This window comes from Exiguobacterium sp. SH3S3 (assembly GCF_004337115.1).
In the GTDB taxonomy this organism is placed as follows: Bacteria; Bacillota; Bacilli; order Exiguobacteriales; family Exiguobacteriaceae; genus Exiguobacterium; species Exiguobacterium aurantiacum_A.
Window position 1 is genome coordinate 44,871 of the sequence record NZ_SJUU01000002.1, and the last position, 26,415, is coordinate 71,285.

Below are 26,415 nucleotides of genomic sequence, written 5' to 3' on the forward strand. Positions count from 1 at the left end.
TTCAACTTGTCTCATTGCTCTTCAAAATGTTGGACTTGGCTCGCCAGTGAGGCGGCTTGTCCTTCTAGCTCTTGCATCAGGGCAAAGATTTGATCAAAGCTTGCCTGTTGCTCTTTCATCGAGGCAGCGACTTCTTCGTTACCGGCTGCTAATTCTTCGGTCACACCACTCACTTCTTCGACGCGTTTCAACACGTTCGTGACTTCACGGCTCGAAGCGACCATTTCTTGTTCGATCGTGCCTACGAACGAGGCCACGTGATCGGTCCGATCATGGATGCGTGTGAACGCTTGCTTCGTCAGTCCGAATGCTTGAAGTTGCGCCGTTTGCTCGTGGCTCGACTCTTCGACCATCTCTGTCAAATTACCGACCTCGTCTCGAATCGTTTGGACGACCCCGAAGATCGAACGCGTCGCCACATTACTCTCCTCAGCCAATTTCTTCACTTCACTCGCGACGACAGCAAAACCTCGCCCGGCCTCACCGGCTCGTGCGGCTTCAATCGCGGCGTTCAAGGCAAGTAAATTCGTCTGGGCGGCAACGTCTTCCACGAGTTTTGCCATCTTCTCGATTTCTTCTGTTTTTCTCGCGAACTGGTCCATCCGTTCGACGAGCGATTGGTTGCGCTCGCCCGACCGACGTAAAATATGTTCTTGATCCGTCAACGTCTCGATTCCGGCCGCCACTTCACGCGTCATCTCGGTCGTCTCTTCAGTCGTTTGTTTCGTCTGGTTCAAGCTCGTCTCGAACGATGTCGCCATGATCCCGACCGACTCGAGCGTCTCTTGAAGTTCAGTCGCGATCGATTGGGCCCCGTTCGCCATCTCATCGACCGCGTTCGTGATGTTCGACGTCGTACTCACGACCGCTTCATTTTCAGCGGCGGCCGTCTCTGTCATCTCATTCACTTTGACCGACGTGACCCGAATCGAGCCAATCACGGTTTGAAGCGACGCCGTCATATCTCGCATGGCGCGTTCTAGTCGGCCGATCTCATCGCGTCGCGTTGAATCCGGCAACGTGATCAAGTGCCCGGCCGCGATCGCCTCGGCTGCTTTTACGTTCCGTTCGAGCGGAAGTGTGATCGAGCGGGCGAAGAAGAAGTTGTACAGGCTTAACACCGTGACGACGAACACCGTCAACAAGATTGAGACGAGGAACAGGCGCTTCGTCTCGTCGGCAGCTTCTTTTTGCAACGCCTCGTAAAACGTTCCGTTTTTTAACAACAACGTGTTCACGTCGTTCAAAACCCCTTCTAGTTTCGCCGCTTGAATCCGGGCAGCAATGCCGCCTGCTTGAGCCGTTTCAATATTCGCTCCAATGCGCTCATATTTGGCTGTGGCTCGGTCAAGGTGCGTTGAAAACTCATCGATCAAATAGGTTTGATTCATCTCTTGGAACGTCTCCGTGTTCGTGGCACGAATCCGCTCGAGCTGTGTCAGCGTCGATTGACTCATCTGTTCACCGAGCGACGTCCAAAGGGATTGTTCTTGTAAAAGTGACGTCTCGAGTTGAGATAACTCGATCATCTGGGTGCCGTATTGCTCATTGTACGTCTGCAACCGGTTCAACGTCGTCAATACATAACTCATCATCAAGACGATGAGTAAGACCGTGAATACGGTCGAGAAGATAAAGCGTTTGCGTAAACTCATTGTAACGCCCCCTCCAGCAACCGTTTCTGAACTGCTTCAAACTGCTCTGTCTCTTCATCGGTCCATTGCACACGGCGCAGCGCTGCTAGCCCGATACCGCCCTCGTCGATCCCGAGTTCGATATGGTCGTTGATCGCTTCTGTTTCAAGGCTGTCCGCAATCTTGACGATGGCCAAGTCGACTTGCTTTAACATCGACGTGATGACCGCATCAGGTGCGATCATCGATTGATCGCTGTCGACGCCGATTGCCTTGATCCCGTTTCGTTCAGCCGTCTCGAGTACACCGACACCGGTCAGACCGGCCGCTGCGTAGAGTACGTCGGCCCCTGCGGCAATCTGTTTTTCCGCCAATTTCCGTCCGATCTCAGGCGAGGCGAAATCGTTCGCGTAGTCGACGATCATTTCGACGTCCTCGTTCACGCTTTTCGCCCCTAATTCGAACCCGGTTTCAAATTTCTGAATCAGCTCGTTGTCGACTCCTCCGATGAATCCGATTTTATCGGACTCCGTTTCAAGTCCCGCGACCGCACCGGCCAACGCGCTGCCTTCTGTCTCTTCGAACGTGACCGAGATGACGTTTGGTAACGTCGATACCGCGTCGACTAAGGCAAATTGTTGATCTGGGTGCTTCGAAGCCACCGTTTCTAGATCAGTTTGACTCGCGAAACCAAGACCGACGATCACATCATGTCCGTCTTCGACCAATTGCTCAAATCCTGCTTTGTATGTTTCAGTCTCGTCCAATTCTCGATAATCGACGAACCAATCTCCCGCCTCTCGCAACTGTCCCATGCCACGCATCGCAGCGTCACTGAACGATTGGTCCCCGAGACCAACGTCAGACAGGACGACACCCATCGATTGGCGGGGTTCGACCGTCTGTTCCGGTTGATCGATGACAGACTGACACCCGGATAGCCAAACGATACAAGTCGTCAGTGCGCCGATCATGATTGTTTTGTTCATAACATGTACTTCCTCTCTCTAATGGTCTGACATCTCATGTATCGTCTGATTTACGCCGGATTTGAAGTCAAACCTTTTAAAACTTAGGGTAATAATTTGAACGACGTCACGACAAACAAGGCTGCAGACGATTGCCTGCAGCCTTGTTGATTCAACTTATTCTTCCGACGCCGCGACGGTCGTTTCCGTCAACTTCCGTTCAGGTGTCGGTGAGGTCGGTACGTTTCCTTTCCCGGCAAAATTATCAAGTAAGTCTTTCATATCGATGCCAGACGACGCTTTGAGCGTCTGCTGCAGTGAAGCCATCAAATCAGTCGCGTAACCCGTGACTTTCCCGGCTCCCCCGTCTTTACCGCTCCCCGTATCGACGACCGTGATTTTGTCGATGTTACCGAGCGGTGCCGCAATTTGCTTCGCGTAGTCAGGAAGCATCTTGACGACCATGTCGAGAATGGCGGCTTGACCGTACTGTTCGAACGCCTCGGCAATCTTTTGTTTCGCTTCGGCTTCGGCGAGACCAGTAAGACGAATAATATCGGCCTCTGCTTCCCCTTTCGCCCGTTCAGCATCGGCTTCGGCGACACCAGCGAGACGGACGCGTTCAGCATCGGCTTTCGCCTCAGCCTCGATGCGGTACTTCCCGGCATCTGCTGCGGCGATTTGACGCGCTTTATCAGCTTCCGCAGCCTGTTCGATCGCATAGCGGTCGGCGTCGGCTTTTTTCTTCACTTCTGAATCATATTGCTTTTCACGACGCATGATTTCTTTCTCTTCGAGCTCGATTTGCTTTTGACGCTCGATGATCTGAACTTGCATCTGTTGCTCTGTGACTTCTTGTTTGGCCTTGGCTTCTTCAAGCTCGTACGATTGGTCAGCCCGTGCTTTAGCGACATCTTGCTCGCGGCGGTAGTCGGCGATGCGGAGTTGGTTCTCTTTTTCCGCTTCCGCGATTTCAGAGTTTCGTTCAAGCTCCGCTTTCCTCGCGTCCTTCATCGCTTCCGCTTGTTTGATGCGCGTTTCTTTATCCGCTTCGGCCGTGGCGATGTCGGCGTCACGTTTTACTTGGGCGATCCGTGGCTTCCCGAGCGACTCGAGGTATCCGTTCTTATCCCGCACGTCTTTAATCGTGAACGAGACGATGACGAGGCCCATCTTCGCTAAATCTTGCGAGGCGACACGTTGCACTTCTTGCGAGAACTTGTCGCGGTTTTTATAAATCTCTTCGACCGTCATCGAACCAAGGATCGAACGAAGGTGACCTTCGAGCACTTCTTTCGCCTCGTTCTCACGCTCGATTTTCGGTTTGCCGAGGAATTGTTCGGCCGCTGTCGCGATCTCACTGATCGAGCCACCGATTTTAATAATGGCCGTCCCGTCAGCCATGACCGGGACTCCTTGCTCGGTATACACTTCAGGCGTCGTTACTTCGAGCTTGCTCGAGAGCAAGCTGAGCGGTTCCGCTTGTTGGAATACTGGCAAGACGAACGCCCCGCCGCCGCGAATGATTTTGACGCGGTTACCGGAAGCGTCACTGTGGACGTTCTTTTTACCTAAGTAGCTCCCGGTGACGATGAGCGCCTCATCCGGTCCGACTGTACGATATTTCAAGACAAACACGAAGATCAAGGCGAGCAAAATCACCCCGACGATAATACTGACTAAAATGGTTGTGTCCATACATTATTGCTCCTTTCGAATAGTGGGTTCGTCATATTCCATGACGACCGCGATATTTCGTTGTACTTCGATGATGACGACTCGACGATCACTAGGAATCGCTTTCCCGTCAATACTTTGTGCCGTCTTCAAAATCGAACCGACGACCGACTCGACGAGCACTTCACCGTAACCGCCTTCAGGGACGGGGACGGTCAATCGCCCGACCAATCCGACGAGCGACTCATCAGTCATACCAATCGACTCTTCCGCATTTGACAGCGGTAGGAGGACGAACAAGTATAGTAACGTCGTGAGCGCGAATGAGCCGGCGAGCGCCACCGCGAGACCGATCATCGGCGACACATGGGCGAGCGCGTTCAAGATTAACCCGATACCTGCCCCGAGCGCCAGGAAAGAGAGGATGACGGCCGGATTGAACCAGCCTTCGAAGAAATCGAACGCGTCCGAGAACAGCATGTATAAAAATGTGCCGAGACCGGCAATGATGAGTACCCACCAGTACAGTTGTTCTAACGATTCCATTACCATCCCTCCTCGGTGCGGCGCTGTTGTTCATATGCGAGCACACGTCGCAAATGTTCGACTTCAAGCGCGAGCGCCTGTTCAATCGTATCCCATTCCGATAACGGCCGGGTCGGATACTGTACCGCCTTCCGCACGCGACCAAGCGTTCGTTCAAGGTTTAAACGATCATACCGGTCAACCTCTTCGAGCCGTTCCTGACGCAGTAGTTTTAAATAGTGATCGACTTCGCCCTGTAACGTAATAATCTGCTCTGTCGCCGCCTCCGACGACTCTTGCATCAGCAGGCGACGCACCCTGACTTGATGGGCAACCAGTTTGGCAATCCTGGCCTCGAGCTCGAGAATATGTTTATAGAGGAACTCTGCCTCATCTTGGTCCGTGTCATCGCGCCACCACATCTCCGTCTCACCTCACTTCTTTTCTACTCACTCATTCATACGTATCAATTGAATCATTGGTTTCAAAATGCGCGAAAAAAATGTAAGATAAATTTGCGAACGTTAAGAAAGGAAGTGCTCACTTTGGGCAATCAAGTCATCAAATTATCAACCGCGGCTCAAGAACAATTAATCCAGAGCTATCGCGCTCACGCGGTCAATCCGCCACCACACGCTCGCTTCAGTGCCAAGACGCCCCACTGTGTGGTCACCGTGTACAATTCGGGAAAAGTCATGTTTCAAGGTCGGGCTGCGGATGAAGAGGCGGCCAAATGGGGAGATTCCATCAAAAAGGAAACGTCCGTTCCAAAACATACGTTACCGGCCGGTTTTTCCGATTGGTCCGTCATCGGGAGCGATGAAGTCGGGAAAGGTGATTATTTCGGTCCGCTCGTCGTTGTTGCCGCCTACGTCCCGAAGGAAAAGATTGCCCTCGTCAAAGAACTCGGTGTCAAAGATTCTAAATTACTTACCGATAAAGATATTTTACGCATCGCTAAAGACTTGCACGTCACGATTCCCTACCAAAAAGCGACACTGCACAACCCGACGTACAATAAAATGCAACGGACGATGACGCAAGGGAAGATGACCGCAATCGCCCATAACGCGGCGTTATCGGCGCTCTTGAAAAAGTTAGACGAGACGCCAGAAGCGATTCTAATCGACCAGTTCGCCGAAAAAGCCGTCTACTACAAACATTTGAGTTCTGAGACCGATATCGTCAAAGACGATGTCTACTTCTCGACGAAAGCGGAAGGTCTCCACGTCGCCGTCGCCGCCGCCTCGATCCTCGCCCGCGCTTTTTTCTTGAAAGAGATGGACAAATTGAGCGCGACACTCGGTGTCACGTTACCGAAAGGGGCCGGAGCGAAAGTCGATCAAGTGGCCGCGACCTTGATCCTTCGCTACGGTCAAGAACGTTTGAACGATATCGCTAAAGTTCACTTCGCGAACACGAAAAAAGCGATGCGTTTGTGCGAGCAGAAACGATAGTTCTCACTTCAAAGATATGTTATATTTATTTTATGGTTCAATGAACTTAAAAACTTTTGGGGGATAGCGTTCATGTTGCATTATAAAACGTACACATTAAGCGACGACCATCCTTGGGTCATCTTCATACATGGCGCAGGCGGGAGTCTATCTCACTGGTATCGTCAAATTCGTCCATTTCGAAAGAAATATAACGTCTTGCTGCTCGACCTCCGCGGTCATGGCGGCTCATATAACGAAGAACAATCTTTGAATCAACCACTCAACGCCTACACACTCGATGTCGTCGTCGAAGACGTCGTCGAAGTGATGAACCATTTAAATATTGAAAAAGGCCATATGGTCGGGCTATCGCTCGGGACGATCGTCATCCAAGCGATGTTCGAGCATCACCCCGACCGCATCGCCTCTGTCGTCTTAGGTGGTGCGATCGTCAAGTTCAACGTCCGCTCGACATTGCTCATCCGGCTCGGCAGCCTCATGCAAAGCTTCGTGCCTTACATGTGGCTGTATCAACTATTCGCTTGGATCTTGTTGCCGAAGAAACGGCATAAAAAATCGCGGATGATGTTCGTGCGCGACGCGGCGAATTTGTGCCAACGCGAGTTCATCCGTTGGTTCAAGATGACGGAAAACATGAATCCGTTGCTGCGTCACTTCACTTCAATCCAAACATCCGTCCCCATCCTCTACATTATGGGCGACGAGGATTACATGTTCCTTGAGGCCGTCGAACGAACGGCGAAGCATCAACCGACGGCACACGTCCAAGTCGTCCACGATTCGGGGCATGTCGTCAACGTCGATCAACCCGATACGTTCAATTCCATTTCAATGGACTTCATCGATCAACAAGTCGGTTTACTGGCAGCCAGTACGTCTTAAGTCTATACCTTTCAACAGAGACTCACTTCCTTAACCGGAAGCGGGTCTCTGTTTTTGTCTGTGGAAAAAATATTTTCCGGAAAGTTTTCAGAAAATATTGATTATTGAAAAATATCGTGTTACTCTTAGACAAATCTTGAACAGAGGAGCTGGCGACGATGCGTACACCATTACATAACGGCCTACTGATTATTATTCGACTGAGGGACTGAAAAATCGACTCGCTGACCGAGACGAATTTTTGGGCCCTTGTTTCGATGGTTTCGGACGAGGCGCTCATGGTATGACCGACGCGCCTATCCAATCAGGATAGGTTTTTTTATTGGATCGATACACAGAGGAGATGATGGAAGTGAAACAGTACGCAATGGATCGGATGATTAAAATATCAGCAGGGATGGCTAGCGCCGTCTTGGTCACACTCGGGGTCGGACTCTTGATTGAAACGATCGGTAAGATGGCCGGAATCGAGACGCTCGTCTTGATCGGACAAGTCGCGAAGTCACTACTCGCCCCGGCGCTCGGTGCCGGAGTCGCCTATCAGCTCGGCGGCAACACCCTCATCTTATTCAGTTCGATGATTGCGGCGACCGTCGGGGGTGCGGCTCTTCAAGCGACGGAGAGCGGGCTTGTCCTCGTCCCCGGTCAACCGATCAGTGCCTTGATTGCCGCAGCGGCGGCCGTCTGGTTAGGCAAACGCGTCCTCGGTAAGACGAAGTTCGATATGATGGTCGTCCCGGTCACGGCCGTGCTCGGCGGAGGCATCGTCGGTGTCGGTGCCGCTGCCGTCACGACACCGCTCATCAACTCGATCAGCGCGAGCATCACTTCGTCGGTCAACACATCACCGATCGCAACGTCACTCGTCATCGCTCTCGTCTTCAGTGTCATGCTCATGTCACCTGCCTCATCAGCCGCGCTTGCGATCGCGCTTCAGCTCGACCCGGTCGCGAGTGCCGCCGCCTTGATCGGCTGTACCGCTCAATTCGTCGGCTTCACGCTCATGGCTTATCGCCAAACCGACCCAGGTGGCTTAGTCGCATCGTTTTTCGTCACACCGAAAGTCCAGTTCCCGAACGTCGTCAAAAATCCACGGGTCGTCATGCCACCGTTCATCGCCGCGATGATCAGCGCTCCGATCGCGACGCTTTGGTTCTCACTCGAGGTACCATATGAGATTGCCGGGCTCGGCTTGAACTCAATGATCGCCCCGCTCAATATCCTTGCCGCACAGGGCATGGAAGCGTTTCTCATCTTCGTCGGCACCGGCGTCATCCTACCGGCTGTCATCACATTCCTTCTTTATAAAGTGACTTGCCTCGTCGGTTGGACGAAGTTCGGTGACTTGGCGCTTGAAGTTCAATGAATTCTAAAAACAGCGATTCCCACAATAAAGGGAATCGCTGTTGTCTGTTAAGCGCGTACTTCTGCGCCATATTCGATTTTGACTGCTTCGATGATTGCATCATACGACGCTGTCACTTCCTCATCAAGAAGTGTACGCGTCGGATCTTGATATTTGAGCGAGAAGGCAATCGACTTCTCCGTTTCACCGACGTTATCGCCCGTGTAGACGTCGAACAGAGCGAGCTCGATCAAGAGCGGACCAGCCGCCTGTCTGATCGTCGCCTCGACTTGACCGGCCGGAATGTCACGCTTCAACACGAGCGCAAGATCTCGCGAAATCGATGGGGAACGTGGTACGTCTTGATAGACGAGCATCGCTTCAGACTTCAATGCGCCAAGGTCGAGCTCGAAGACGTACACTTCTTTCAAGCCGTATGCGTCTTTCGACACGGCCGGATGGACTTGTCCGACGTATCCGACGACGTTCCCTGCGATGAGAACGTTCGCCGTGCGGCCAGGGTGCATGTCTGAAATGACGGCCGCTTCATATGTCACGTCGATGCGTTGCGAGCGCATGAGTGTATCGACGATGCCTTTCGCGACGAAGTAGTCGACCGGGACGCGTGTTCCTTGCGAGCGGTGATCGTACCAAAGTCCTGTCACTACGCCCGCGACGCGTTCCGTTTCGCGTGGTAACGTCTCTCCGTGCTCTACGTACACACGTCCTGTCTCAAATAGACGGACGTTCGCTTGTTGACGCGCCGTGTTATAACGGGCCGCTTCAAGCAATCCCGGAACGAGTGACGTCCGTAGCACCGAACGCTCCTCGCTCATCGGCATGGCGAGTCGGACAGTCGTCGCTCCCTCGCCGTCGAACCGTGACGCATGAAGCTCGCTCGTGAGCGAGTAAGTGATCGCTTGTGACAAGCCCGTTCCTTGAAGGACGCGGCGCACTTGACGACGAAGTACGTTGTCTTTTGGCAGGTAGCCTTTCGACTGCGATGCTGGGAGCGTCGACGGAAGGCTGTCGTATCCGTATAGTCGCGCCACTTCTTCCGTAATATCAGCCGGCACTTCTAGGTCCGGTCGCCGCGACGGGACGTGAACCGTCAACGCTTCGTCTCCTGTCACGTCTAACCCGAGCCGCTTTAGAATCTGTTTGATCGTCGTCTGGTCGAGATCCATCCCGAGTCGATGGTTAATATAATCGATTGACACGTCAATCGTGCGGGCGTCGGACGCTTTGCTTCCAGCGATGACGGGTTCACTGATTGTCCCGCCGCTCACGTTGACGATCAGCGCAGCGGCACGGTCAAGCGCGAGGAGTAAACGTTCCGGATCGACTCCTTTTTCGAAACGGGCGCTTGAATCGGAACGAAGACCAAGCGTTCGGCTCGTCTTCCGGACCGAGGCCGGCGTGAAATAAGCCGACTCCAGGATGATGCTCGTCGTCGTCGCGTCGACTTCGGTATTCGCTCCGCCCATCACTCCAGCGATCGCGACCGGATGTTGTCCATCGGTAATGACCATCATCGATGAGTCGAGTGTGCGCGTCGCATCGTCAAGTGTGACGATTTCTTCTCCGTCCTGGGCTTGGCGAACCAAAATGGTACGGCCGAGCTTAGACGTGTCAAACGCATGGAGCGGTTGACCGAGTTCGAGCATGACGTAGTTCGTCACATCGACCACGTTATTGATCGGGCGCACACCTTCCGCGATCAAGACGTTTTTTAACCACTGTGGCGACTCGCCAATCGTTACCCCGTCGACGCGTCGCGTCGCGTAGTATGTGCAGTTGTCTGTCTCGAGTCGAACAGACACGTCGTTCGGTGTATCCGTTTCGACATCGGCTGCTGGCAACGTATACGGGCGTTCTAAAATCGCCGCGACTTCATGAATGATGCCGTATAGGCTAAGGCAGTCCGAACGGTTCGGCGTCAATCCGAGTTCAATCACTTCGTCATCGAGATCGAGCAAGCTGATGACGTCCGCTCCGACTTCAACTTCTTCCCGGAACGTATGGATGCCGTCCTGTTCGTCTTCGCGAATCTGTTTTTTCTCGAAACCGAGTTCTTCGAGCGAACAGATCATGCCTTGCGACTCGACGCCACGAAGTTTTGCTTTTTTGATTTTAAGGCCAGGTAGTCTTGCGCCGACTTTTGCGACGATGACATGTTGTCCGGCCGCGACGTTCGGTGCACCACAGACGATTTGGACAGGGCTGTCGTCACCGACGTCGACCGTCGTCACGCTCAACTTGTCCGCCTCTGGATGTTTCGCGCATGAGAGGACGTGTCCGACGACAAGACCTTTCAATCCTTCAGAGCGGTCTGTCACACTCTCGACTTCAATCCCGTTTTTCGTGATCAAATCGCCTAACGCTTGCCCGCTCAAGTCTGAGACGTCGATATATTGGTTCAACCATTTTTTCGATAATAACATGTATGATCCTCCTTAGAATTGCTCGATGAAACGTAAGTCGTTTGTATAGAAGTGACGAATATCATCGACACCGTGTTTGAGCATCGCCATCCGTTCGACACCGATCCCGAAAGCAAAGCCAGACATTTTCGTCGCGTCGTAGCCCGCCATCTCGAGGACGCGCGGATGGACCATCCCGCCTCCAAGAATTTCAATCCACCCTGTCCCTTTACAGACGTTACAGCCTTTGCCGCCACACTTGAAGCATGAGATATCGACTTCAACGGACGGCTCTGTGAACGGGAAGAAACTTGGACGAAGCCGGATTTCTCGTGTCTCACCGAACAGTTGCTTGACGAACACTTCAAGCGTGCCTTTCAAGTCGGCCATCGAGATATGCTCATCGACGACAAGTCCCTCGATTTGCATGAACTGGTGTGAATGGGTCGCATCATCTTCGTCGCGACGGTACACTTTGCCCGGACAAATGATGCGAATCGGTTTCCCGTCCGCATCGAGCATCGTCCGTGCTTGCACCGGCGACGTATGCGTCCGCAGCAGCGTCTCGTCCGTGATGTAGAACGAGTCCTGCATGTCACGTGCCGGATGATCTTTCGGCAAGTTCAGCATTTCAAAGTTGTACAGATCGGTTTCGACTTCTGGGCCTTCGGCAATCGTATACCCGAGACCGACGAACAAGTCTTCCATCTCGTCGACGATTTGTTGCAGCAAGTGGCTATGTCCCGGAAGTGCCGTTCGACCAGGGAGCGTGACGTCGATCGTCTCGGCTGCGAGTTTCGCTTCGAGCTCGACCGCCTTCACGTCCTCGATCCGTGCCTCTAACACCTCTTGAATCGTCGTTCGCACCGTGTTGGCGAGTTCACCGACGACCGGGCGCTCTTCGGCGGACAACTTGCCCATCCCGCGCAATACTTCGGTCATCGGGCCTTTTTTACCTAAATACTTAATCCGGACGTCATTCAACGTTTTTTGTGATGACGCCGTTTCAATTTCTTGAAGTGCCTCACGTTGTAATTGTTCTAACTGTTCTTTCATCAATGTTTCCTCCTCTACAAAAAAAAGTCCCTTCAGTCGATGACTGAAGGGACGAATAAACGCGGTACCACCCTACTTGGCCGATCAGGCCCACTTGAGAGCATCGGTATCGGGATGCCAGTTCGGTGTTGTCTCCAACACGACTCCAGAGTGAATTCAGCGCCGACCTCGGCATCGGCTCTCAATCTAGGCCGATGCTCCCTGTGCTCGTTCGGGGGTTCGCGTACTATGCTCTTTCAACGTCTTACCTATATTGTTCGATGTTTCTAAATTATCACGATTCTCAAGCGGTGACAAGGTTATTGTAGCGCGATGCGATACATGAGAATGCCGGCGGCGACTGCCGCGTTCAATGACTCGGCTTCTCCGATTACAGGAATGTGGACACGTGTGTCACAAAGGGCGAGCACGTCGTCATGGACGCCTTGTGCTTCATTCCCGATGACAAGCGCGATTTGATCGTTGAACGCGACTTGGTCGTATGACTTCGCATTCGAGAGTGCCGTCCCATAGACGTGAAACCCTAAACTTTTCAGTTCCGGCAACGTGTCGAGCAAGTCGACCGATTGAATGTTCACATGGAACAACGATCCTTGCGTCGCCCGTACGACTTTGGCATTGAACGGGTCGACCGTACCTTTGCCGAGAAACACGGTATCAAATCCGGCTGCGTCTGCTGTCCGAATCATCGTCCCGAGGTTACCCGGATCTTGAATGCGGTCAAGGACGAGCACATGCTTCATCTTGCGTTCGACCGGCGTCATCTTGACGACAGCGAACACCCCTTGCGTCTTCTCTGTTTCTGATAACAGATCGGCGACATGGTCGGACAGTTCGAGCACCGGCATCTCATCTAGACGCCATGAACTTTTCGGACGATAGGATTCGCCCATAATCAATTGGACGAGTCGTCCGGCCCGGATCGCTTCGTCGACCAAGTGTTCACCTTCAACTAAAAATTGCCCAGACTCTTGTCTGCCTTTTTTCGTCATCAAGCGCTTCAAACGCTTAATCGTCTCGCTTTTCGTAGACGTGATTTTCGTCATATTATCCCTCTTTCAACCATTGAACCGTTTCGTTATCCAACCGCTTGGTGAGCGCCACGACTAAATCGATGGCCGCTTCATAATCGGCTTTATGGATGATTGACACGTTCGTATGCAAATAACGGACTGGAACCGTGAGCGCGACAGCCGGCATCCCGACTCCTGATAAATGGAACCGTCCGGCGTCGGTGCCGCCGCCCGGTGTCAAATCTAACTGATACTTAATGTCTTCTGCTTTCGCGACTTCGACGATCAAGTCGATGAGGCGCGGGTTCGTGACAGTCGTCGCATCAAAGAAGATGACTTGAACGCCTTCACCAAGTTTTGACAAACCTTCTGCCGGTGTCATACCTGGCGTATCACCTGGGATACCCGTATCCACGGCAATCGCGACGTCCGGTTTAATCAAGTTTGCCGCTGTGACGGCTCCACGCAATCCGACTTCCTCTTGAACCGTGGCCCCCGAGAAGACGGTTCCTGGCGCATCATTTTTCAGACGTTTGGCCGCTTCAATCGCGATCGCACATCCGATTCGGTTATCCCATGCCTTCGCCATCAAGAAGTCTTCATTTTTCATGACCGTGAACTCGCAATGCGGCACGACCGTGTCACCTGGACGGATTCCCCACTCGACGACTTGTTCTTTTGACGTCGCTCCGATATCTAAGAACATGTCTTTGATCTCGACCGGTTTTTTACGAGCTTCGGCTGGAAGGACATGCGGTGGCTTCGCACCGATCACGCCTGGGATTTTCTCTCCAGAGCGTGTGACGACGTCCATGCGTTGAGCGAGCAATACTTGGTTCCACCAGCCACCGAGTGCTTGGAAGCGCAGGAAACCACTATCTTCGATGCGTGTGACCATAAAGCCGACTTCGTCCATATGACCGGCAATCATGACACGCGGTCCCTCACCGTTCCCTGTCACACGGCCGAACAGACTACCGAGACCATCCTGTTCGAACGCCTCGACGTGGGGCTCGAGATACTCGCGCATGAGTGAACGGACTTCCCCTTCGTTTCCCGGAACGCCAGTCGCATCCGTCAGTCGTTTTAGCATATGTAAAGTTTCATTCATCTCGTATCGCTCCCTTTCGACTCCATTAGTAGCCTTGATTTTGTCGCTCATGGTTGACTTCATTCTTCGATACATACGCCGTCAGAATCAATTTCTCGTTGAAACCTAGCGTATAGCCTAGTTCGAGATATGCCGCCATCAGCGTCTCGTACATCGCTTCTGTCTTCGACAAACCAAAATTCGTCACTTTTCGAAAGATATCTAAAAAAGCATCAGTCGCGTCAAGATACGAGCTTCCTGCCGGGAACGACTCCCGTTCGTATCCGAGGGCGAGTCCGAGTGACAGTAAGAAATGGATACCGTCAACGTACTCTTCTAAGATCACGTCTTGAGGCGACGGGCCTTTCGTTGACCAAAATTTAAAACTTCGGGTCTCATTGGCGAGTTCACCGAGTTCGACGAGTAAAGCGAGTAGCCGTTCATCGAATTGGTTGCCGGATAGTTGATGTTCTTGTTTGATCCGCTCATCTAATTCACGTTGCCGATCAAATAATGTTGTCCAGTTCACCGGTTGCTCCTCCTATTCTCCACTTAAAGCAGTACTAAAATCATTAAAGACCAGCCCACTGCTAAAATCAATACTTGTATTTGCATGCTTTTTGGGGCATGAACCGTCTTTTGGCGTGTCAAATGAAGTCCAAACAACGCTCCAATGGCTCCTCCGGCATAGGCGTATAGCACGTTGAACTTCCCTTCACCGTGCGTATACTGCTTCGCCTGAAAATACGTATAGACGTTTAAAGCGATGAGCGCCAACGCGACGATGGCCAAGATAGATTGATCCATAGCGTGTCCTCCTTATCTTCATCTTAAGAAATTTACGAGAAAAAAGAAAGCGCCGAGATAGAGTCTCGGCGCTTTCGATTGAACGATTACGCGTTCAATTTTGATTTAGCTGTGTTAGCGAGTGAAGCGAACGCTTGTGCATCCGATACTGCAAGCTCAGCAAGCATCTTACGGTTGATGTCGATCCCTGCAAGCTTGAGTCCGTGCATCATACGGCTGTATGAAAGACCGTTGATACGTGCTGCCGCGTTGATACGTGTGATCCAAATACGACGGAAATCACGTTTCTTTTGACGACGGTCACGGTATGCGTACATGAGTGACTTCATGACCTGTTGTTTTGCTACTTTAAATAGAATATGTTTCGAGCCATAATAACCTTTGGCAAGTTTGATTTGCTTTTTACGACGTTGACGAGTCGTATAACCGCCTTTTACGCGTGGCATATAGTTTCCCTCCTAAATTCCTTCTGTATTACTTCGCAATCATGTTGCGAATACGTTTGTAGTCTCCAGCTGATACGATAGCACCTTTACGGAGCTTACGTTTCGCTTTCGTCGATTTGTTACCGAACAAGTGACTTGTGAAAGCGTGTGAACGTTTGAGTTTACCTGATCCTGTACGTTTAAAACGTTTAGAAGCACCGCGGTGCGATTTCATTTTCGGCATGAGTATTTCCTCCCCACTATGACTCGATGATTAATCTTCTTTCTTCGGAGCCAGCACTAAGAACATGCTGCGTCCTTCCATCTTCGGCTTTTGTTCAACTATTGCCAAGTCGGCACATTCCGCCGCCAATTTTTCCATAACACGTCTGCCGATTTCCGAGTGTGTGATGGCACGTCCGCGGAAACGGATCGACGCCTTCACTTTGTTTCCATTTTCAAGGAACTTGCGAGCGTTACGCAATTTGGTTTGGAAATCGTTGTCCTCGATTGTAGGACTGAGACGTACTTCTTTCAATTGGATGACTTTTTGGTTTTTACGCGCTTCTTTCTCTTTTTTCTGGAGTTCGAAACGGTATTTACCGTAGTCCATAATTTTAGCGACCGGTGGGTTTGCTTTGTCAGCGACCAAGACGAGGTCAAGTTCAGCTTCTTCCGCCAAGCGTAATGCTTCACTACGCGATTGTACACCGAGTTGTGCACCGTCCGCTCCAATAAGACGAAGTTCACGGGCACGAATGTTTTCGTTGATAAAGAGCTCTTTGCTAATGGTTAGCACCTCCATCGTGCGATTGCACGAGTTTTAGATTTTTAAATAAGACAACATAGTAATAGTAACAAAAAAAGCGTCGGCAGTTTCCCGCCCACACATCATTGCGTACTCAGAACGGCAAGACACCGAAACTGAATTACGTACATGATGGACCTGACCGAACCGATTCGGACGAGGTGAGAAGCGGGCGCTTCTGCTTTGTTGTATTTACTCACTAAGTCATCTTAACACTAGCAGAAAAAGATGTCAAGAATTCGCGCATGAATAATTGATAGCTCGCACTTTTATGATAATAACAGTCATTCCGTCGTTTCGCAATACCTTTTCAAAGGGAATAAAATAAAAAAGGAGGCGATGAGGATGAACTGGAGAAAAGACGTGAAACAAGATCACGATTATCATGATCAAATCAAACATATCGTCCAAGAAACGATGCGTCACCATGAAGTGAACGACGCCAAACTTGAAGCTGTATTGACCGATCTGCTTGAAGAGATGAACCGCATCACGTTGAAGATCGTCGATGACCATGAGTCTGCTCGGGACTATATCCATAAACGTTGGTATTAAAAAGCAGAGCCTTCGCTCTCAGCTTGTTGACTAACATGATTGATATCGCTCGTCCTTCCGGCGCCCACGCTTTCCGCAGGCAATCCCGGAGCCGCATCGCGACTCACGTCGCTGCTGGGTCTCCGTCAGATTGCTTTCCTGCGGGAGTCGGGGCGTCGTCGGACGAGCAACGCAAACGGTCGCCATCTGGCGGCCGTTTACATAGCATTTCTTCAATTTTATGTCGGGCAGAGCGCCTCGAAGTCTTCGCACATAAAAAAAGACGAACCAGATTGCTTTTAGCGACCTGGTTCGTCAACAGCCTGAGAGCCTTCGCTCTGCTTTTTCGTTTAGTTCGTCAACGACTTGAAGAAATTACTGAGCGACTCAAACAGCCGCGCAAAGAAACCTTGCACTTCTTTCGTCTCTAGAAACGCCTGCACGTCTTGGCCCGTTCCTTTTAACCCATCACTGATCGCTGTCCAATCCAAGTTGGCTTGTTGCATGTTCTCGAACAACGTCGTCAGCTGGTTCAATTGCGTATCTGACAATTGAACGTTGTTTTGATTCAACACTTGAATGACGATATCACGAATTTCAATATTCGTCTCGGGCATTTGATTCGCGATTTCCGCTTTGATCTCATTCATCAGCCCGGCCACATCTTCTTGACCGACCGTCTTCCCGATTTCTGACGTGACCGCAAGTTCTTCTTGCGCGAGATTTTTACGTTCCTCGGTCAGTTGAATCCCAGTCTCGTCAGCCGTCTGGTCGTACGCCTTCATAATACCTGTCAACGCAGACGTCCCGGTCACACGGATCGGGGACGTGATGTAAATATCAGCGTCAGTGACCCCGGCCGTGACGAGCGCGTTCGCATACATATCTTCCGTCACCCACGTGACGTTCTCGGTTTGAATATCAAGACCCGTCCCCTCAGTCAGCTTGATGCGTGCCGATGAGTACATGCCGCCGCCACGTTGTGCCTGGGGTACGGCGTCACCTAAATACTTCTCTTCGTCAGCTGCAGTCGTGATAATCGGTTCGATTCCTGCTGGCGCTTCGACACGCTCGAGCACCCAGTCTCGCTGCTCTGCTGATAATGTCTCCCCGAGGGTGACGATTGTATCGTCGACGATCGCTTCGGCGTTTACTTTAGGAATCATGCTAGTCGAGACGACCGTCCCGATCGTCAGCGCGATAATTGGTTTCATATAATTCAAACTGAATCACTCCTTTCTTCTACCATACGTGTTCTTTCATACATTGCGCATCCGTCTCTGGACCGAAAAGAAGACCACCCTTCCGTTGAAGGATGGCCTGCCTTTACCGTGAACGATTCGCGATTTCTTCAGTGAGGGACGTCAAGAACTCATCAAGCGTTGCCGACACTTGTTCTTGTTGACCGTAGCGACGGATGTTGACCGAACGCTCATCACGTTCTTTATCACCGAGTACGAGCGTCATCGGAATCTTCTTCATCTGTGCTTCACGGATCTTATAGCCTAACTTCTCATCCCGAAGGTCTGTCTCGACACGGACACCACGTGATAACAGTTTTGCTTTCACTTCAGCCACATAAGCATCATGGACGTGAGACACCGGGATCAATTTGACTTGGACTGGCGCGAGCCATGTCGGGAAGGCACCTTTGTACTCTTCGATCAAGTAGGCGACGAACCGTTCCATCGTCGACACGACACCGCGGTGGAGGACGATTGGACGATGATCTTTGCCGTCAGGACCTGTATACGTCAAATCGAAACGCTCTGGAAGCAAGAAGTCGAGTTGGACTGTCGACAGCGTCTCTTCTTTCCCGAGCGCTGTCCGGACTTGGACATCGAGTTTCGGTCCGTAAAACGCCGCTTCGCCATCCGCTTCGAAGTATGGCAGGCCGAGTTCGTCCATCGTTTCTTTCAATTGACGCTGTGCCGATTCCCAGATCGCATCGTTGTCGAAGTATTTCTCTTTATCGGCTGGGTCGCGATAAGACAGGCGGAACCGATAATCTTTAATCCCGAAGTCGGCATACACTTCTTGGATCAAGTGAACGATATCTTTAAACTCTTGCTTCATCTGCTCCGGTGTCACGAACGTGTGTCCATCGTTCAATACCATGTAACGGACACGTTGTAGACCTGTCAAAGCACCTGACATCTCATAGCGGTGCATGCCGCCAAGCTCGGCGATACGGAGCGGCAACTCACGGTATGAGCGCGGCTCATGCTTATAGATCGTCATATGGTGCGGACAGTTCATCGGGCGCAAGACGAGCTCTTCGTTATCCATCTCCATTTTCGGGAACATGTCGTCTTGATAGTGATCCCAGTGACCTGACGTCTTGTACAAATCGACCGAACCGAGCACCGGCGTATAGACATGCTGATAGCCGAGTTCGAGCTCTTTGTCGACGATGTAACGCTCGACCGTGCGACGAATCGAGGCACCTTTCGGGAGCCACATCGGCAAGCCTTGGCCGACTTCTTGCGAGACGAAGAACAAATCAAGTTCTTTCCCGAGTTTACGATGGTCGCGTTCTTTCGCTTCTTCAAGCAGACGCAAATGCTCGGCGAGCTGTTCTTTCGTCGCCCACGCCGTACCGTAAATCCGTTGCAACATCTTGTTGTCAGAATCTCCGCGCCAGTAAGCACCGGCGACGCTCATCAATTTAAAGACTTTCAATTTCGACGTCGACGGGACGTGCGGTCCCCGGCAAAGGTCAAAAAAGTCACCTTGATGGTAAATCGTAAGTGTCTCACTTGCCGGGATATCTTCGATCAACTCGACTTTGAGCGGGTCGCCGAGCTGTTTGTAACGCTCGAGCGCTTCGTCGCGCGTGACGACTTCACGTGTGATGTCGAGGTTTTCGTCGACGATCCGTTTCATCATCTTCTCGATTTCCGGCAAATCTTCTTCATTGATACGACGGTCCATCTCGATATCGTAATAGAACCCGTTCTCAATCGTCGGTCCGATGCCGAAATGAATCGTCCCCTCTTCGCCGTACAACCGCTTGATCGCTTGAGCCATCAAGTGAGCAGATGAATGGCGCATCAAGTCGAGGCCTGCCTCCGAGTCCGGCATGACGAGCTCGATTTGACCGTCGCGCTCGATCGGACGACGATAATCGATCAGTTCGCCATCGATTTTTGCGGCGATGGCTTTCTTACGAAGTCCCGGGCTAATCGAACCGGCTACTTCTTCTGCTGTGATACCAGCTTCAAACGCTTTGACTGCCCCATCTGGAAATGTCAATTGAATCATGTGTCTACTTCCCCTCTCTATTTGAAAAAAATAAAAAAAGCCCATCCCTATGAAAGGGACGAGCTTTGATTCTCGTGGTACCACCCTCGTTCCCAAGCTGTAAGCTTGGCTCGAACACACGATAACGAGTGTGAATCGCCGCACGATTGACCCGTGCGGTGCTCCGAGGGAGTAAGTCGATCGGCGTGTTTAGGAAGCTCTCACCATTCTTCCTTCGCTTTGAAACCCGTGACGATGTCTCGTATCCTCTTCTATGCATCAGTTATATGGTTATTAGTATAGTCAACTCGTTCGAGAAATACAATCCTTTACCGGCGACGATTTTCGCCTTTCAGTTCGATCTGTGTCGTTGTCGTCGAGATCCGTTGCATGAGCCGCTGCGCTTTCATCTTGTTTTGCGGCGATCCGTCAATCGAGAAGTGCGTCTCGAGCTCTTCGCTACTGAAGTTTGAGCTGTAGAGCGTCGGCAGACGATGCATCATGCGGTACTGCAAAATGATCCCGAACAGTTCGTCTCGTACCCACGGGCTGATCGCCTCGGCGCCGATATCATCAATCAACAAAATCGGCACGTGCTGGAACGAGGTCAAAAATGAATCGAACGAATCGGTACGAATTTTACGTTTCGCTTCCGAGACGAATCCTGGAGCGTGGACTAAAATCGTCTCGATGTCGGCGACTTTGAGTTCGTTGGCGATCGCGGCGAGCAAGTACGTCTTCCCGACCCCGAAACTGCCGTACAAGTAAAGACCGTTCACTTTTTGACGCGTCTTCATCCCCGAGACGAATCGCATCGCCTCACGGAGTGCGATCTTTCGGGCATCGTCCGAATAATCAAACGATTGAAAGCTCGCTTCCCGCACTTCTTCCGGTAAAAATAAGCTCTTGAACTTTCGATCCATCTCTTTTTGACGTCTCGCCTGGCGGTGAGCGACCGTCTCTTCATAGCGGATCGCAATTTGACCGAGATCGACATAAAGGACCGGCTGATGCCCGGGGATGACGGCTTGTTCATCGACAAGTTTCTTCCCGTCCATCTGCTCGGCATATTCGCTCAGTTTCGTAAATCCGACTTCAATCGCCGTCTCGTCGAGTTCTGGATGCGCCTTTAAAAATGTAATGACACCAGGGTGCTCGAGAGTTCGTCTGCGAATCGACTCGTACGCTTCCCGCACTTCTTTACGATTCATCATCTGGGCGAGCGTCTGATTGATCCGTTCCATGTCGCTCATCCTTTCTCTTTCAGTTCATTCAACAATTTGACGAGTTCCGCGTCATCTGGCACTGATGATTCGAGCGCCTCTTTTCGCTTCTGATCGTAAGACCGTTGCTCTTTCGCATCGTCTTCGAGCCATTTCGGTAATTCGGTCTTGTCTTTCCGACGCGAGCCGACCGTCGTACGCTGGACGTTTTCACGTTTTTGTTGCTTCTTCTCGATCAACGCGTCTTGCGTCGCTTCACGTTCTAACGCGTCACCCGCGTGCAAATAGCCCGCCGTCTTCCAACTCGTGGCGATGCGCATCACGTAATTCTCGCTGAGCCGCGTCTGTTTCTTCACTTCGATACAATAATAGAACAGCGCGTTGATCACACCTGGTGCGAGACCGAGTGTATCGACCATCTCGATGATGAGCTGTTCGTCACTTTTCGAGAGTTGTGGCGTCTTCCGAAGCGTCGATACGTACTGGTGCGGGTGCGCTTCCTCCATGACCGTTGCGTCATGCAGATCGCCGACCTCCGCCTGCTCCGTCTCGTCCGACTTCACTTTACGATGTCGCGTCTGTTTTTTCTTCAATTGTAATACCATCTGCCGGCAACCATCACGCTTCTCTTGTTCGCTGAGCGGTAAGTACGCTTCGTGAACGAAATACTCTTTTAGCATCTCGGCCATCGTCTCTTCATCGATTTGCGACACGTACGCGAGTTTTGTGATCGTCTCGTCTAACTTCTTCGTGAAGAAGCCGATTGGGAAGTTTGCCAGTTTTTTGACGATATCCATATCGAACGTATAGTTGATCTCGATCTTGGCGCGGTCCGGCTTCTCATAATTTTTTTGCGTGAACGCCATCTGGTTGACCCCTTTGACGTCGAACACTTCATTGAAATCTTTCGTCACTTCGACGATGCCTGCCGGTAACGGGTCGATCGTGAACCGTCCTTGCAACTGCTTGAATCGTACCTCCCCTACTTTGTAGAAGAGAAAACTCGATAACAGCCCATCGTTTAGGAACGTGTGGGGCGCGAGCGGGACTCTCAGTTGATAGACGTATTGCGTCAGCCGTGCGTCTTTCGTCTTGTACGTCCGGACGAGGCCGATCGCTTCGAGCCGGAATAGACTGTCCGCCAGTTCGTTGATCGAATAATCAAGCATTTCACACAAGGCGCTATGTGATATATAGTTCGACTTCATTTTGCCCGGCTTCAATTCACTCCAAAGCGTTTGATACAACGCGAGCGCCTTCACGCCGATGACGGGTTGATATAAATGATAAAGTGACTGATAAGACTCGCGATCAATGAGCCCAGTGCTCATGATCAATAGCTCATCAGTCCCGTAAAGAATCCGTTCTTTTTCCATAACGTTTCTCCCCTGAAAAAAGACGACCAGAAGGCCGCCCCTTTAGTTGGTCGATTTTTCTTGTTTCATTAAATCCTCTAACTCTTTAAAGAACACAGAGATGTCCTTAAACTGTCGATAGACCGATGCGAAGCGGACGTACGCCACTTCATCGACGCGGGCCAGTTCGTTCATGACGAGTTCGCCGACTTGTTCACTCGGGATCTCGGACTGTCCGAGCGCCCGTAACTGTTGTTCGACTTTCGTGACCACACCCTCGAGTTGCTCGAGTGTGACCGGTCGTTTCTCACAGGCGCGAATGATCCCGCGCAGAACTTTCTCTCGACTGAACTCTTCGCGGTTCCCGTCTTTTTTGACGATGATGAGCGGCGTCTGTTCAACCGTTTCAAACGTCGTGAAGCGATAGCCGCACTTTTCACATTCGCGACGGCGTCGAATCGAATAATAATCTTGGACTGGTCGGGAGTCGAGCACCCTCGTTCCGTTATGATCACATTTAGGACAACGCATGCTCAGCCCTCCTTATCGTTCGACAGATTGATTCCCGATGGCACGGAGTGGGAACTTATTTTGTAAAGCATCATAATACGCAGCGACAACTTGTTTCAGGTCAGGACCGAGCATTTGTTCACGATTCATCGTGAAATCGACGGCGGTCCGCCCTCCGTCCACTTGAACGACTGTGGCCAACGCGTCCCAACCGTCACCGTAAAAGGCGAGCTCGCCTCGCTCGGCGTCGATCCGGCGCACCGTCTGCCCCTCCGTTTTAATTCGTTCATCTAACCATGTCAGGACTGCGTTCGGCGACGTCGCGAAATAGCGCGTGCGCAACGCCTCATTTTTATGCGTATCATCCGTTTGGATATGTGTTTGAAACTTGTCTAGTAATCCCATTGTCCACCTCGGCACCTAATTTATATACGTTAAGCATATCAAAATTAACGACTTAACAAAACAATTAAAAAGGCTGACCGAAAATCGGCCAGCCCCAAAAGGTCAATCGGATTATTTGTTGATCGCCACTTGTGCTTCTGGAACACGAATCGGTCCCATACCGCGGTCAAGTTTGACGTCTTCGCGAACTTTCGCTTCCAAGCCTTCAGCAATGTATTGTGAAGCTGTCGCTGGATCGATCCGGTCCCCACATGTGAACACATCGACTGATGCGTAACCATGCTCTGGGAAACTGTGAATCGTTAAATGTGATTCTGAAATGATAACGACCCCACTCACACCATGCGGCGCGAATTTGTGGAAAGCGACTTCGCGGACTTCAGCGCCCGAGCGAAGTGCTGCATCGACGAACAAACGCTCGATGTAGTCGATATCGTTCAATTTGTCGGGATTGCACTCCCAAAGTTCTGTAATAATGTGACGTCCCATAGTATCCATATTAGTGGATCCCCCTTTACATCAATGGTCTCAAAGTAGTTGATGATCACTCACTTTGTGCCTGAATCGCCCACAACCACGGGGGCAAGTTAGTCCAAAGAGGTCCTAACCCTTTAAGTTGCGTTTGTCAGACCAATTGAAGTTCACGAGATTGAGTGTATCCTGTTTGGGACGTCGATACAAGCTATTTGTTTGAATTCGTTAAAATATTTTTGACGGAATATATTTTTCTCAAGCGTGCGTTTCTTGTTGGCCAATTTGCAGGTAGCTCGCCACCATATCCAAAAGATCGACGACGCGGCACGAATAGCCCCATTCGTTGTCATACCAAGCGAGCACTTTGACGTGGTTGCCGCCGAGCACCATCGTCGAATCCGCATCGATAATCGAGGAGCGTTCGTCTCCATTAAAGTCGATTGAGACGAGCGGTTCGTTCGAGACACCGAGAATCCCGGTCATTTCTCCGTAAGCGGCCCGTTCGAACGCTTCGTTCACTTCGGCGGCCGTGACATCACGACGTAGCTCGACGACGAGATCGACGAGCGAGACGTTTGGCGTCGGGACACGAAGCGCCATTCCGTTCAACTTGCCTTGCAGCTCGGGAAGCACAAGGCCGATCGCCTTGGCTGCCCCGGTCGACGTCGGTATAATCGAGCCACCACAAGCCCGGGCCCGGCGTAAATCTTTATGCGGATTGTCGATATTGTTCTGGTCGTTCGTGTAGGCGTGTACGGTCGTGACAAGTCCTGTCTCGATGCCGAACGTCGAATCGAGCACTTTGACGACAGGTCCGAGGCAGTTCGTCGTACAAGAGGCGTTTGAGATGATATGGTCTTGCTCCGGCATATACTCGCGATCATTGACCCCCATCACAATCGTCCGTAAGTCGCCTTTTCCCGGCGCCGTCAAAATGACTTTCTGCGCCCCGGCCGTCAAATGCTTGCGCGCCCCGACGTCCGAATTGAATTTCCCCGTCGCCTCAACGACGATCTCGACATCTAGTTCTTTCCATGGTAATCGTTCCGGATCACGCTCTGCGATTAACCGAATCTGTTTCCCGTCGACAACGAGCATATCCCCATGCGCCCGAACAGTGAGCTCAAACGGCCCATGGACCGTATCGTGCTTGATTAAGTGAGCAAGCGTCTCCGCCGGATAACTCGCATTGATCGCCACGACGTCGTGACGCCCTTCAATCATCAATTTACGAAACACCATTCTCCCGATTCGTCCAAACCCGTTGATTGCAACTTTCGTCCCCATTCCAGTTCCCCCTTTTTTCTGCGTTACGACACCATTATAACGGAAAAATGGAAGCGTTTTCACTATGTATCGTCACATTTTTATCACTTTTTTACAGTTTCGTTTTTGAAAAAGAGGGAAATTTGGTGTAGAGCTTTGGAAAGGAGCTACGTTATATGTTTGATTGGACAGACTTAGACCAATTTGTCATCTCGTTTTTTATCATCTTACCGATTGTGACAATTATCCATCAATTCGGTCATTTCTTTTTTGCGAAATTATTCGGGGGATCACTAGATATGGAGATCGGGACCGGGAAGAAACTATTCAAGGTCGGGCGCATGCAGTTTAACCGCGTCTACTTCTATGACGCCTGGTGCCAATTCTCAGACTTGAAATACAGTAATCGCTTGACGAGGAGTATCGTCTACGCGGGCGGATCGATCTTCAATCTATCGAGTATCTTGATTGTGAACGGGTTTATCCTGACACGGGAGATTGAACCGACCCTCTACACGTATCAGTTCGCCTATTTCTCGTTTTACTATGTGTTCTTCTCGCTCTATCCGATCTATTACTCGAACGGACATCCAAGCGACGGGCGCGCCATTTTCGACACATGGAAAAAAGGGGGACCGGACTCAGACCCGCTCAACTGAACAAAAAAAGAAGGCGTCAGTCGCCTTCTTTTTTCATGTCTTGAAATTGTTCGACGAGACGCGTCACTTGGGGCAACAAGTCCCCGAGCGCCCCGTTGTTGTTGATTAAAAAGTCAGCGTGATGCTTCTTTTCTTCAATCGGCATTTGCGAGTGGATCCTTGCGAGCGCTTCTTCTTTCGTCAAGCCGTTACGCTCCATGAGACGCATCAACTGCATCTCTTCCCGGCAATAGACGACGACCGTATAATCGACGAGGTCACGCATCGTCCCTTCGAACAAGAGCGGGATGTCAAAGATGACAACAGCTTCCCCTGCTGCCGCAAAGATCTGCATCTGCTCCTGCATCTCTTCCCGGATCGCCGGATGCATGAGCTGATTCAACAATTTCCGCTTCGCTTCATCATGGAAGATCTCTCGCCCGAGCGCCGGCCGGTTCAACTGCTCACCTTCAAAACAGCGCGGAAACGCTTCTCGGACAGCAGAGTAAGCTTTACCTTCAGGGTCGACGACGGTACGGGCAATCTTGTCGGCATCGATAATCGGGATCCCTTGTTGTCGGAATAGGCGGGACACCGTCGACTTCCCTGTCGCGATGCCGCCTGTCAAACCAATTTTCAACATTGTGTCCACCT

General features: G+C 51.3%; 28 protein-coding genes. 5 read left to right on the plus strand and 23 right to left on the minus strand.

Annotation, left to right across the window (positions count from 1 at the left end; translation table 11 throughout):
* Window positions 1–11 precede the first annotated feature (11 nt).
* From EVJ28_RS01995 to EVJ28_RS02015, 5 genes are all read right to left on the minus strand, one after another.
* Window positions 12–1,655 (minus strand): methyl-accepting chemotaxis protein, encoded by a 1,644-nt coding sequence (locus EVJ28_RS01995; protein ID WP_131487898.1) that lies wholly within the window; start codon window positions 1,653–1,655, stop codon window positions 12–14.
* The gene (locus EVJ28_RS02000) at window positions 1,652–2,623 is read right to left on the minus strand and encodes a BMP family lipoprotein (protein ID WP_131468362.1); all 972 of its coding nucleotides are present in this window, start codon (window positions 2,621–2,623) and stop codon (window positions 1,652–1,654) included. Before EVJ28_RS02000 ends, EVJ28_RS01995 begins: the two co-directional genes overlap by 4 nt.
* A gap of 156 nt (window positions 2,624–2,779) precedes the next feature.
* A complete protein-coding gene (locus EVJ28_RS02005) occupies window positions 2,780–4,300 on the minus strand; it encodes a flotillin lipid rafts scaffold protein FloT (RefSeq protein WP_131469727.1) in 1,521 nt (506 codons plus the stop codon).
* A gap of 3 nt (window positions 4,301–4,303) precedes the next feature.
* Complete coding sequence (locus tag EVJ28_RS02010; protein ID WP_131457976.1) at window positions 4,304–4,825, minus strand: NfeD family membrane protein; 522 nt, start codon at window positions 4,823–4,825, stop codon at window positions 4,304–4,306.
* Window positions 4,825–5,226 carry a hypothetical protein gene (locus EVJ28_RS02015; RefSeq protein WP_070326962.1) on the minus strand — a complete coding sequence of 134 codons (402 nt, stop codon included), beginning with the start codon at window positions 5,224–5,226 and terminating at the stop codon, window positions 4,825–4,827. Before EVJ28_RS02015 ends, EVJ28_RS02010 begins: the two co-directional genes overlap by 1 nt.
* Window positions 5,227–5,349: 123 nt before the next feature.
* Between EVJ28_RS02015 and rnhC the strand changes: the two genes are divergently transcribed.
* The 3 genes from rnhC (at window position 5,350) to EVJ28_RS02030 (ending at window position 8,512) form a co-directional block, all read left to right on the plus strand.
* Window positions 5,350–6,261 (plus strand): ribonuclease HIII, encoded by a 912-nt coding sequence (gene rnhC / locus EVJ28_RS02020; protein WP_131457975.1) that lies wholly within the window; start codon window positions 5,350–5,352, stop codon window positions 6,259–6,261.
* Between the two features lie 72 nt (window positions 6,262–6,333).
* Window positions 6,334–7,146: an alpha/beta fold hydrolase gene (locus tag EVJ28_RS02025; protein WP_071397801.1), complete on the plus strand. Its 813-nt coding sequence runs from the start codon at window positions 6,334–6,336 to the stop codon at window positions 7,144–7,146.
* A gap of 343 nt (window positions 7,147–7,489) precedes the next feature.
* Window positions 7,490–8,512 carry a PTS sugar transporter subunit IIC gene (locus EVJ28_RS02030; RefSeq protein WP_131458000.1) on the plus strand — a complete coding sequence of 341 codons (1,023 nt, stop codon included), beginning with the start codon at window positions 7,490–7,492 and terminating at the stop codon, window positions 8,510–8,512.
* Between the two features lie 47 nt (window positions 8,513–8,559).
* Here the strand turns inward: EVJ28_RS02030 and pheT are convergent, their stop codons facing one another.
* From pheT to infC, 9 genes are all read right to left on the minus strand, one after another.
* Window positions 8,560–10,935: a phenylalanine--tRNA ligase subunit beta gene (pheT, locus tag EVJ28_RS02035; RefSeq protein WP_131457974.1), complete on the minus strand. Its 2,376-nt coding sequence runs from the start codon at window positions 10,933–10,935 to the stop codon at window positions 8,560–8,562.
* 12 nt (window positions 10,936–10,947) lie between these two features.
* Window positions 10,948–11,970, minus strand: a complete 1,023-nt coding sequence (gene pheS, locus EVJ28_RS02040; RefSeq protein ID WP_131457973.1) for a phenylalanine--tRNA ligase subunit alpha — start codon at window positions 11,968–11,970, stop codon at window positions 10,948–10,950.
* Window positions 11,971–12,269: 299 nt separating this feature from the next.
* Window positions 12,270–13,016: a TrmH family RNA methyltransferase gene (locus EVJ28_RS02045; RefSeq protein WP_131469729.1), complete on the minus strand. Its 747-nt coding sequence runs from the start codon at window positions 13,014–13,016 to the stop codon at window positions 12,270–12,272.
* 1 nt (window position 13,017) lies between these two features.
* Complete coding sequence (locus EVJ28_RS02050; protein WP_131487901.1) at window positions 13,018–14,094, minus strand: M42 family metallopeptidase; 1,077 nt, start codon at window positions 14,092–14,094, stop codon at window positions 13,018–13,020.
* Between the two features lie 25 nt (window positions 14,095–14,119).
* Window positions 14,120–14,602: a dUTP diphosphatase gene (locus EVJ28_RS02055; RefSeq protein ID WP_131457970.1), complete on the minus strand. Its 483-nt coding sequence runs from the start codon at window positions 14,600–14,602 to the stop codon at window positions 14,120–14,122.
* Between the two features lie 23 nt (window positions 14,603–14,625).
* Window positions 14,626–14,880: a hypothetical protein gene (locus EVJ28_RS02060; RefSeq protein ID WP_070326953.1), complete on the minus strand. Its 255-nt coding sequence runs from the start codon at window positions 14,878–14,880 to the stop codon at window positions 14,626–14,628.
* 86 nt (window positions 14,881–14,966) lie between these two features.
* Window positions 14,967–15,326: a 50S ribosomal protein L20 gene (gene rplT, locus EVJ28_RS02065; RefSeq protein WP_016508086.1), complete on the minus strand. Its 360-nt coding sequence runs from the start codon at window positions 15,324–15,326 to the stop codon at window positions 14,967–14,969.
* Window positions 15,327–15,354: 28 nt separating this feature from the next.
* Complete coding sequence (rpmI, locus tag EVJ28_RS02070) at window positions 15,355–15,549, minus strand: 50S ribosomal protein L35 (protein ID WP_016508031.1); 195 nt, start codon at window positions 15,547–15,549, stop codon at window positions 15,355–15,357.
* A gap of 30 nt (window positions 15,550–15,579) precedes the next feature.
* A complete protein-coding gene (gene infC / locus EVJ28_RS02075; protein ID WP_131457969.1) occupies window positions 15,580–16,110 on the minus strand; it encodes a translation initiation factor IF-3 in 531 nt (176 codons plus the stop codon).
* Window positions 16,111–16,458: 348 nt separating this feature from the next.
* On the opposite strand from infC, the gene EVJ28_RS02080 reads away from it, so the two are divergent.
* Window positions 16,459–16,668: a hypothetical protein gene (locus EVJ28_RS02080; protein ID WP_131457968.1), complete on the plus strand. Its 210-nt coding sequence runs from the start codon at window positions 16,459–16,461 to the stop codon at window positions 16,666–16,668.
* Window positions 16,669–16,997: 329 nt separating this feature from the next.
* Here the strand turns inward: EVJ28_RS02080 and EVJ28_RS02085 are convergent, their stop codons facing one another.
* From EVJ28_RS02085 to EVJ28_RS02120, 8 genes are all read right to left on the minus strand, one after another.
* Window positions 16,998–17,861 carry a DUF1002 domain-containing protein gene (locus EVJ28_RS02085; RefSeq protein ID WP_131457999.1) on the minus strand — a complete coding sequence of 288 codons (864 nt, stop codon included), beginning with the start codon at window positions 17,859–17,861 and terminating at the stop codon, window positions 16,998–17,000.
* A gap of 112 nt (window positions 17,862–17,973) precedes the next feature.
* Window positions 17,974–19,911, minus strand: coding sequence for a threonine--tRNA ligase (gene thrS / locus EVJ28_RS02090; RefSeq protein WP_131457967.1), 1,938 nt, complete (start codon window positions 19,909–19,911; stop codon window positions 17,974–17,976).
* 308 nt (window positions 19,912–20,219) lie between these two features.
* The gene (gene dnaI, locus EVJ28_RS02095) at window positions 20,220–21,134 is read right to left on the minus strand and encodes a primosomal protein DnaI (protein ID WP_070326949.1); all 915 of its coding nucleotides are present in this window, start codon (window positions 21,132–21,134) and stop codon (window positions 20,220–20,222) included.
* Window positions 21,135–21,139: 5 nt separating this feature from the next.
* Window positions 21,140–22,489, minus strand: a complete 1,350-nt coding sequence (locus tag EVJ28_RS02100; RefSeq protein WP_131487903.1) for a DnaD domain protein — start codon at window positions 22,487–22,489, stop codon at window positions 21,140–21,142.
* A 42-nt stretch (window positions 22,490–22,531) separates the two neighbouring features.
* Entirely contained in the window at window positions 22,532–22,999 is a 468-nt protein-coding gene (gene nrdR, locus EVJ28_RS02105) for a transcriptional regulator NrdR (protein ID WP_035385865.1), read from the minus strand.
* A 12-nt stretch (window positions 23,000–23,011) separates the two neighbouring features.
* A complete protein-coding gene (locus tag EVJ28_RS02110; RefSeq protein WP_070326947.1) occupies window positions 23,012–23,383 on the minus strand; it encodes a hypothetical protein in 372 nt (123 codons plus the stop codon).
* 111 nt (window positions 23,384–23,494) lie between these two features.
* Window positions 23,495–23,881: an adenosylmethionine decarboxylase gene (gene speD / locus EVJ28_RS02115; protein WP_114167243.1), complete on the minus strand. Its 387-nt coding sequence runs from the start codon at window positions 23,879–23,881 to the stop codon at window positions 23,495–23,497.
* A 231-nt stretch (window positions 23,882–24,112) separates the two neighbouring features.
* The gene (locus EVJ28_RS02120; protein WP_131469731.1) at window positions 24,113–25,144 is read right to left on the minus strand and encodes a glyceraldehyde-3-phosphate dehydrogenase; all 1,032 of its coding nucleotides are present in this window, start codon (window positions 25,142–25,144) and stop codon (window positions 24,113–24,115) included.
* Between the two features lie 155 nt (window positions 25,145–25,299).
* On the opposite strand from EVJ28_RS02120, the gene EVJ28_RS02125 reads away from it, so the two are divergent.
* On the plus strand, window positions 25,300–25,782 hold the full coding sequence (locus EVJ28_RS02125; RefSeq protein ID WP_131457961.1) for a site-2 protease family protein: 483 nt from the start codon (window positions 25,300–25,302) through the stop codon (window positions 25,780–25,782).
* A gap of 16 nt (window positions 25,783–25,798) precedes the next feature.
* Here EVJ28_RS02125 and coaE read toward each other — a convergent pair whose 3' ends face one another.
* The gene (coaE, locus tag EVJ28_RS02130; RefSeq protein ID WP_131457960.1) at window positions 25,799–26,404 is read right to left on the minus strand and encodes a dephospho-CoA kinase; all 606 of its coding nucleotides are present in this window, start codon (window positions 26,402–26,404) and stop codon (window positions 25,799–25,801) included.
* Window positions 26,405–26,415: the final 11 nt, after the last annotated feature.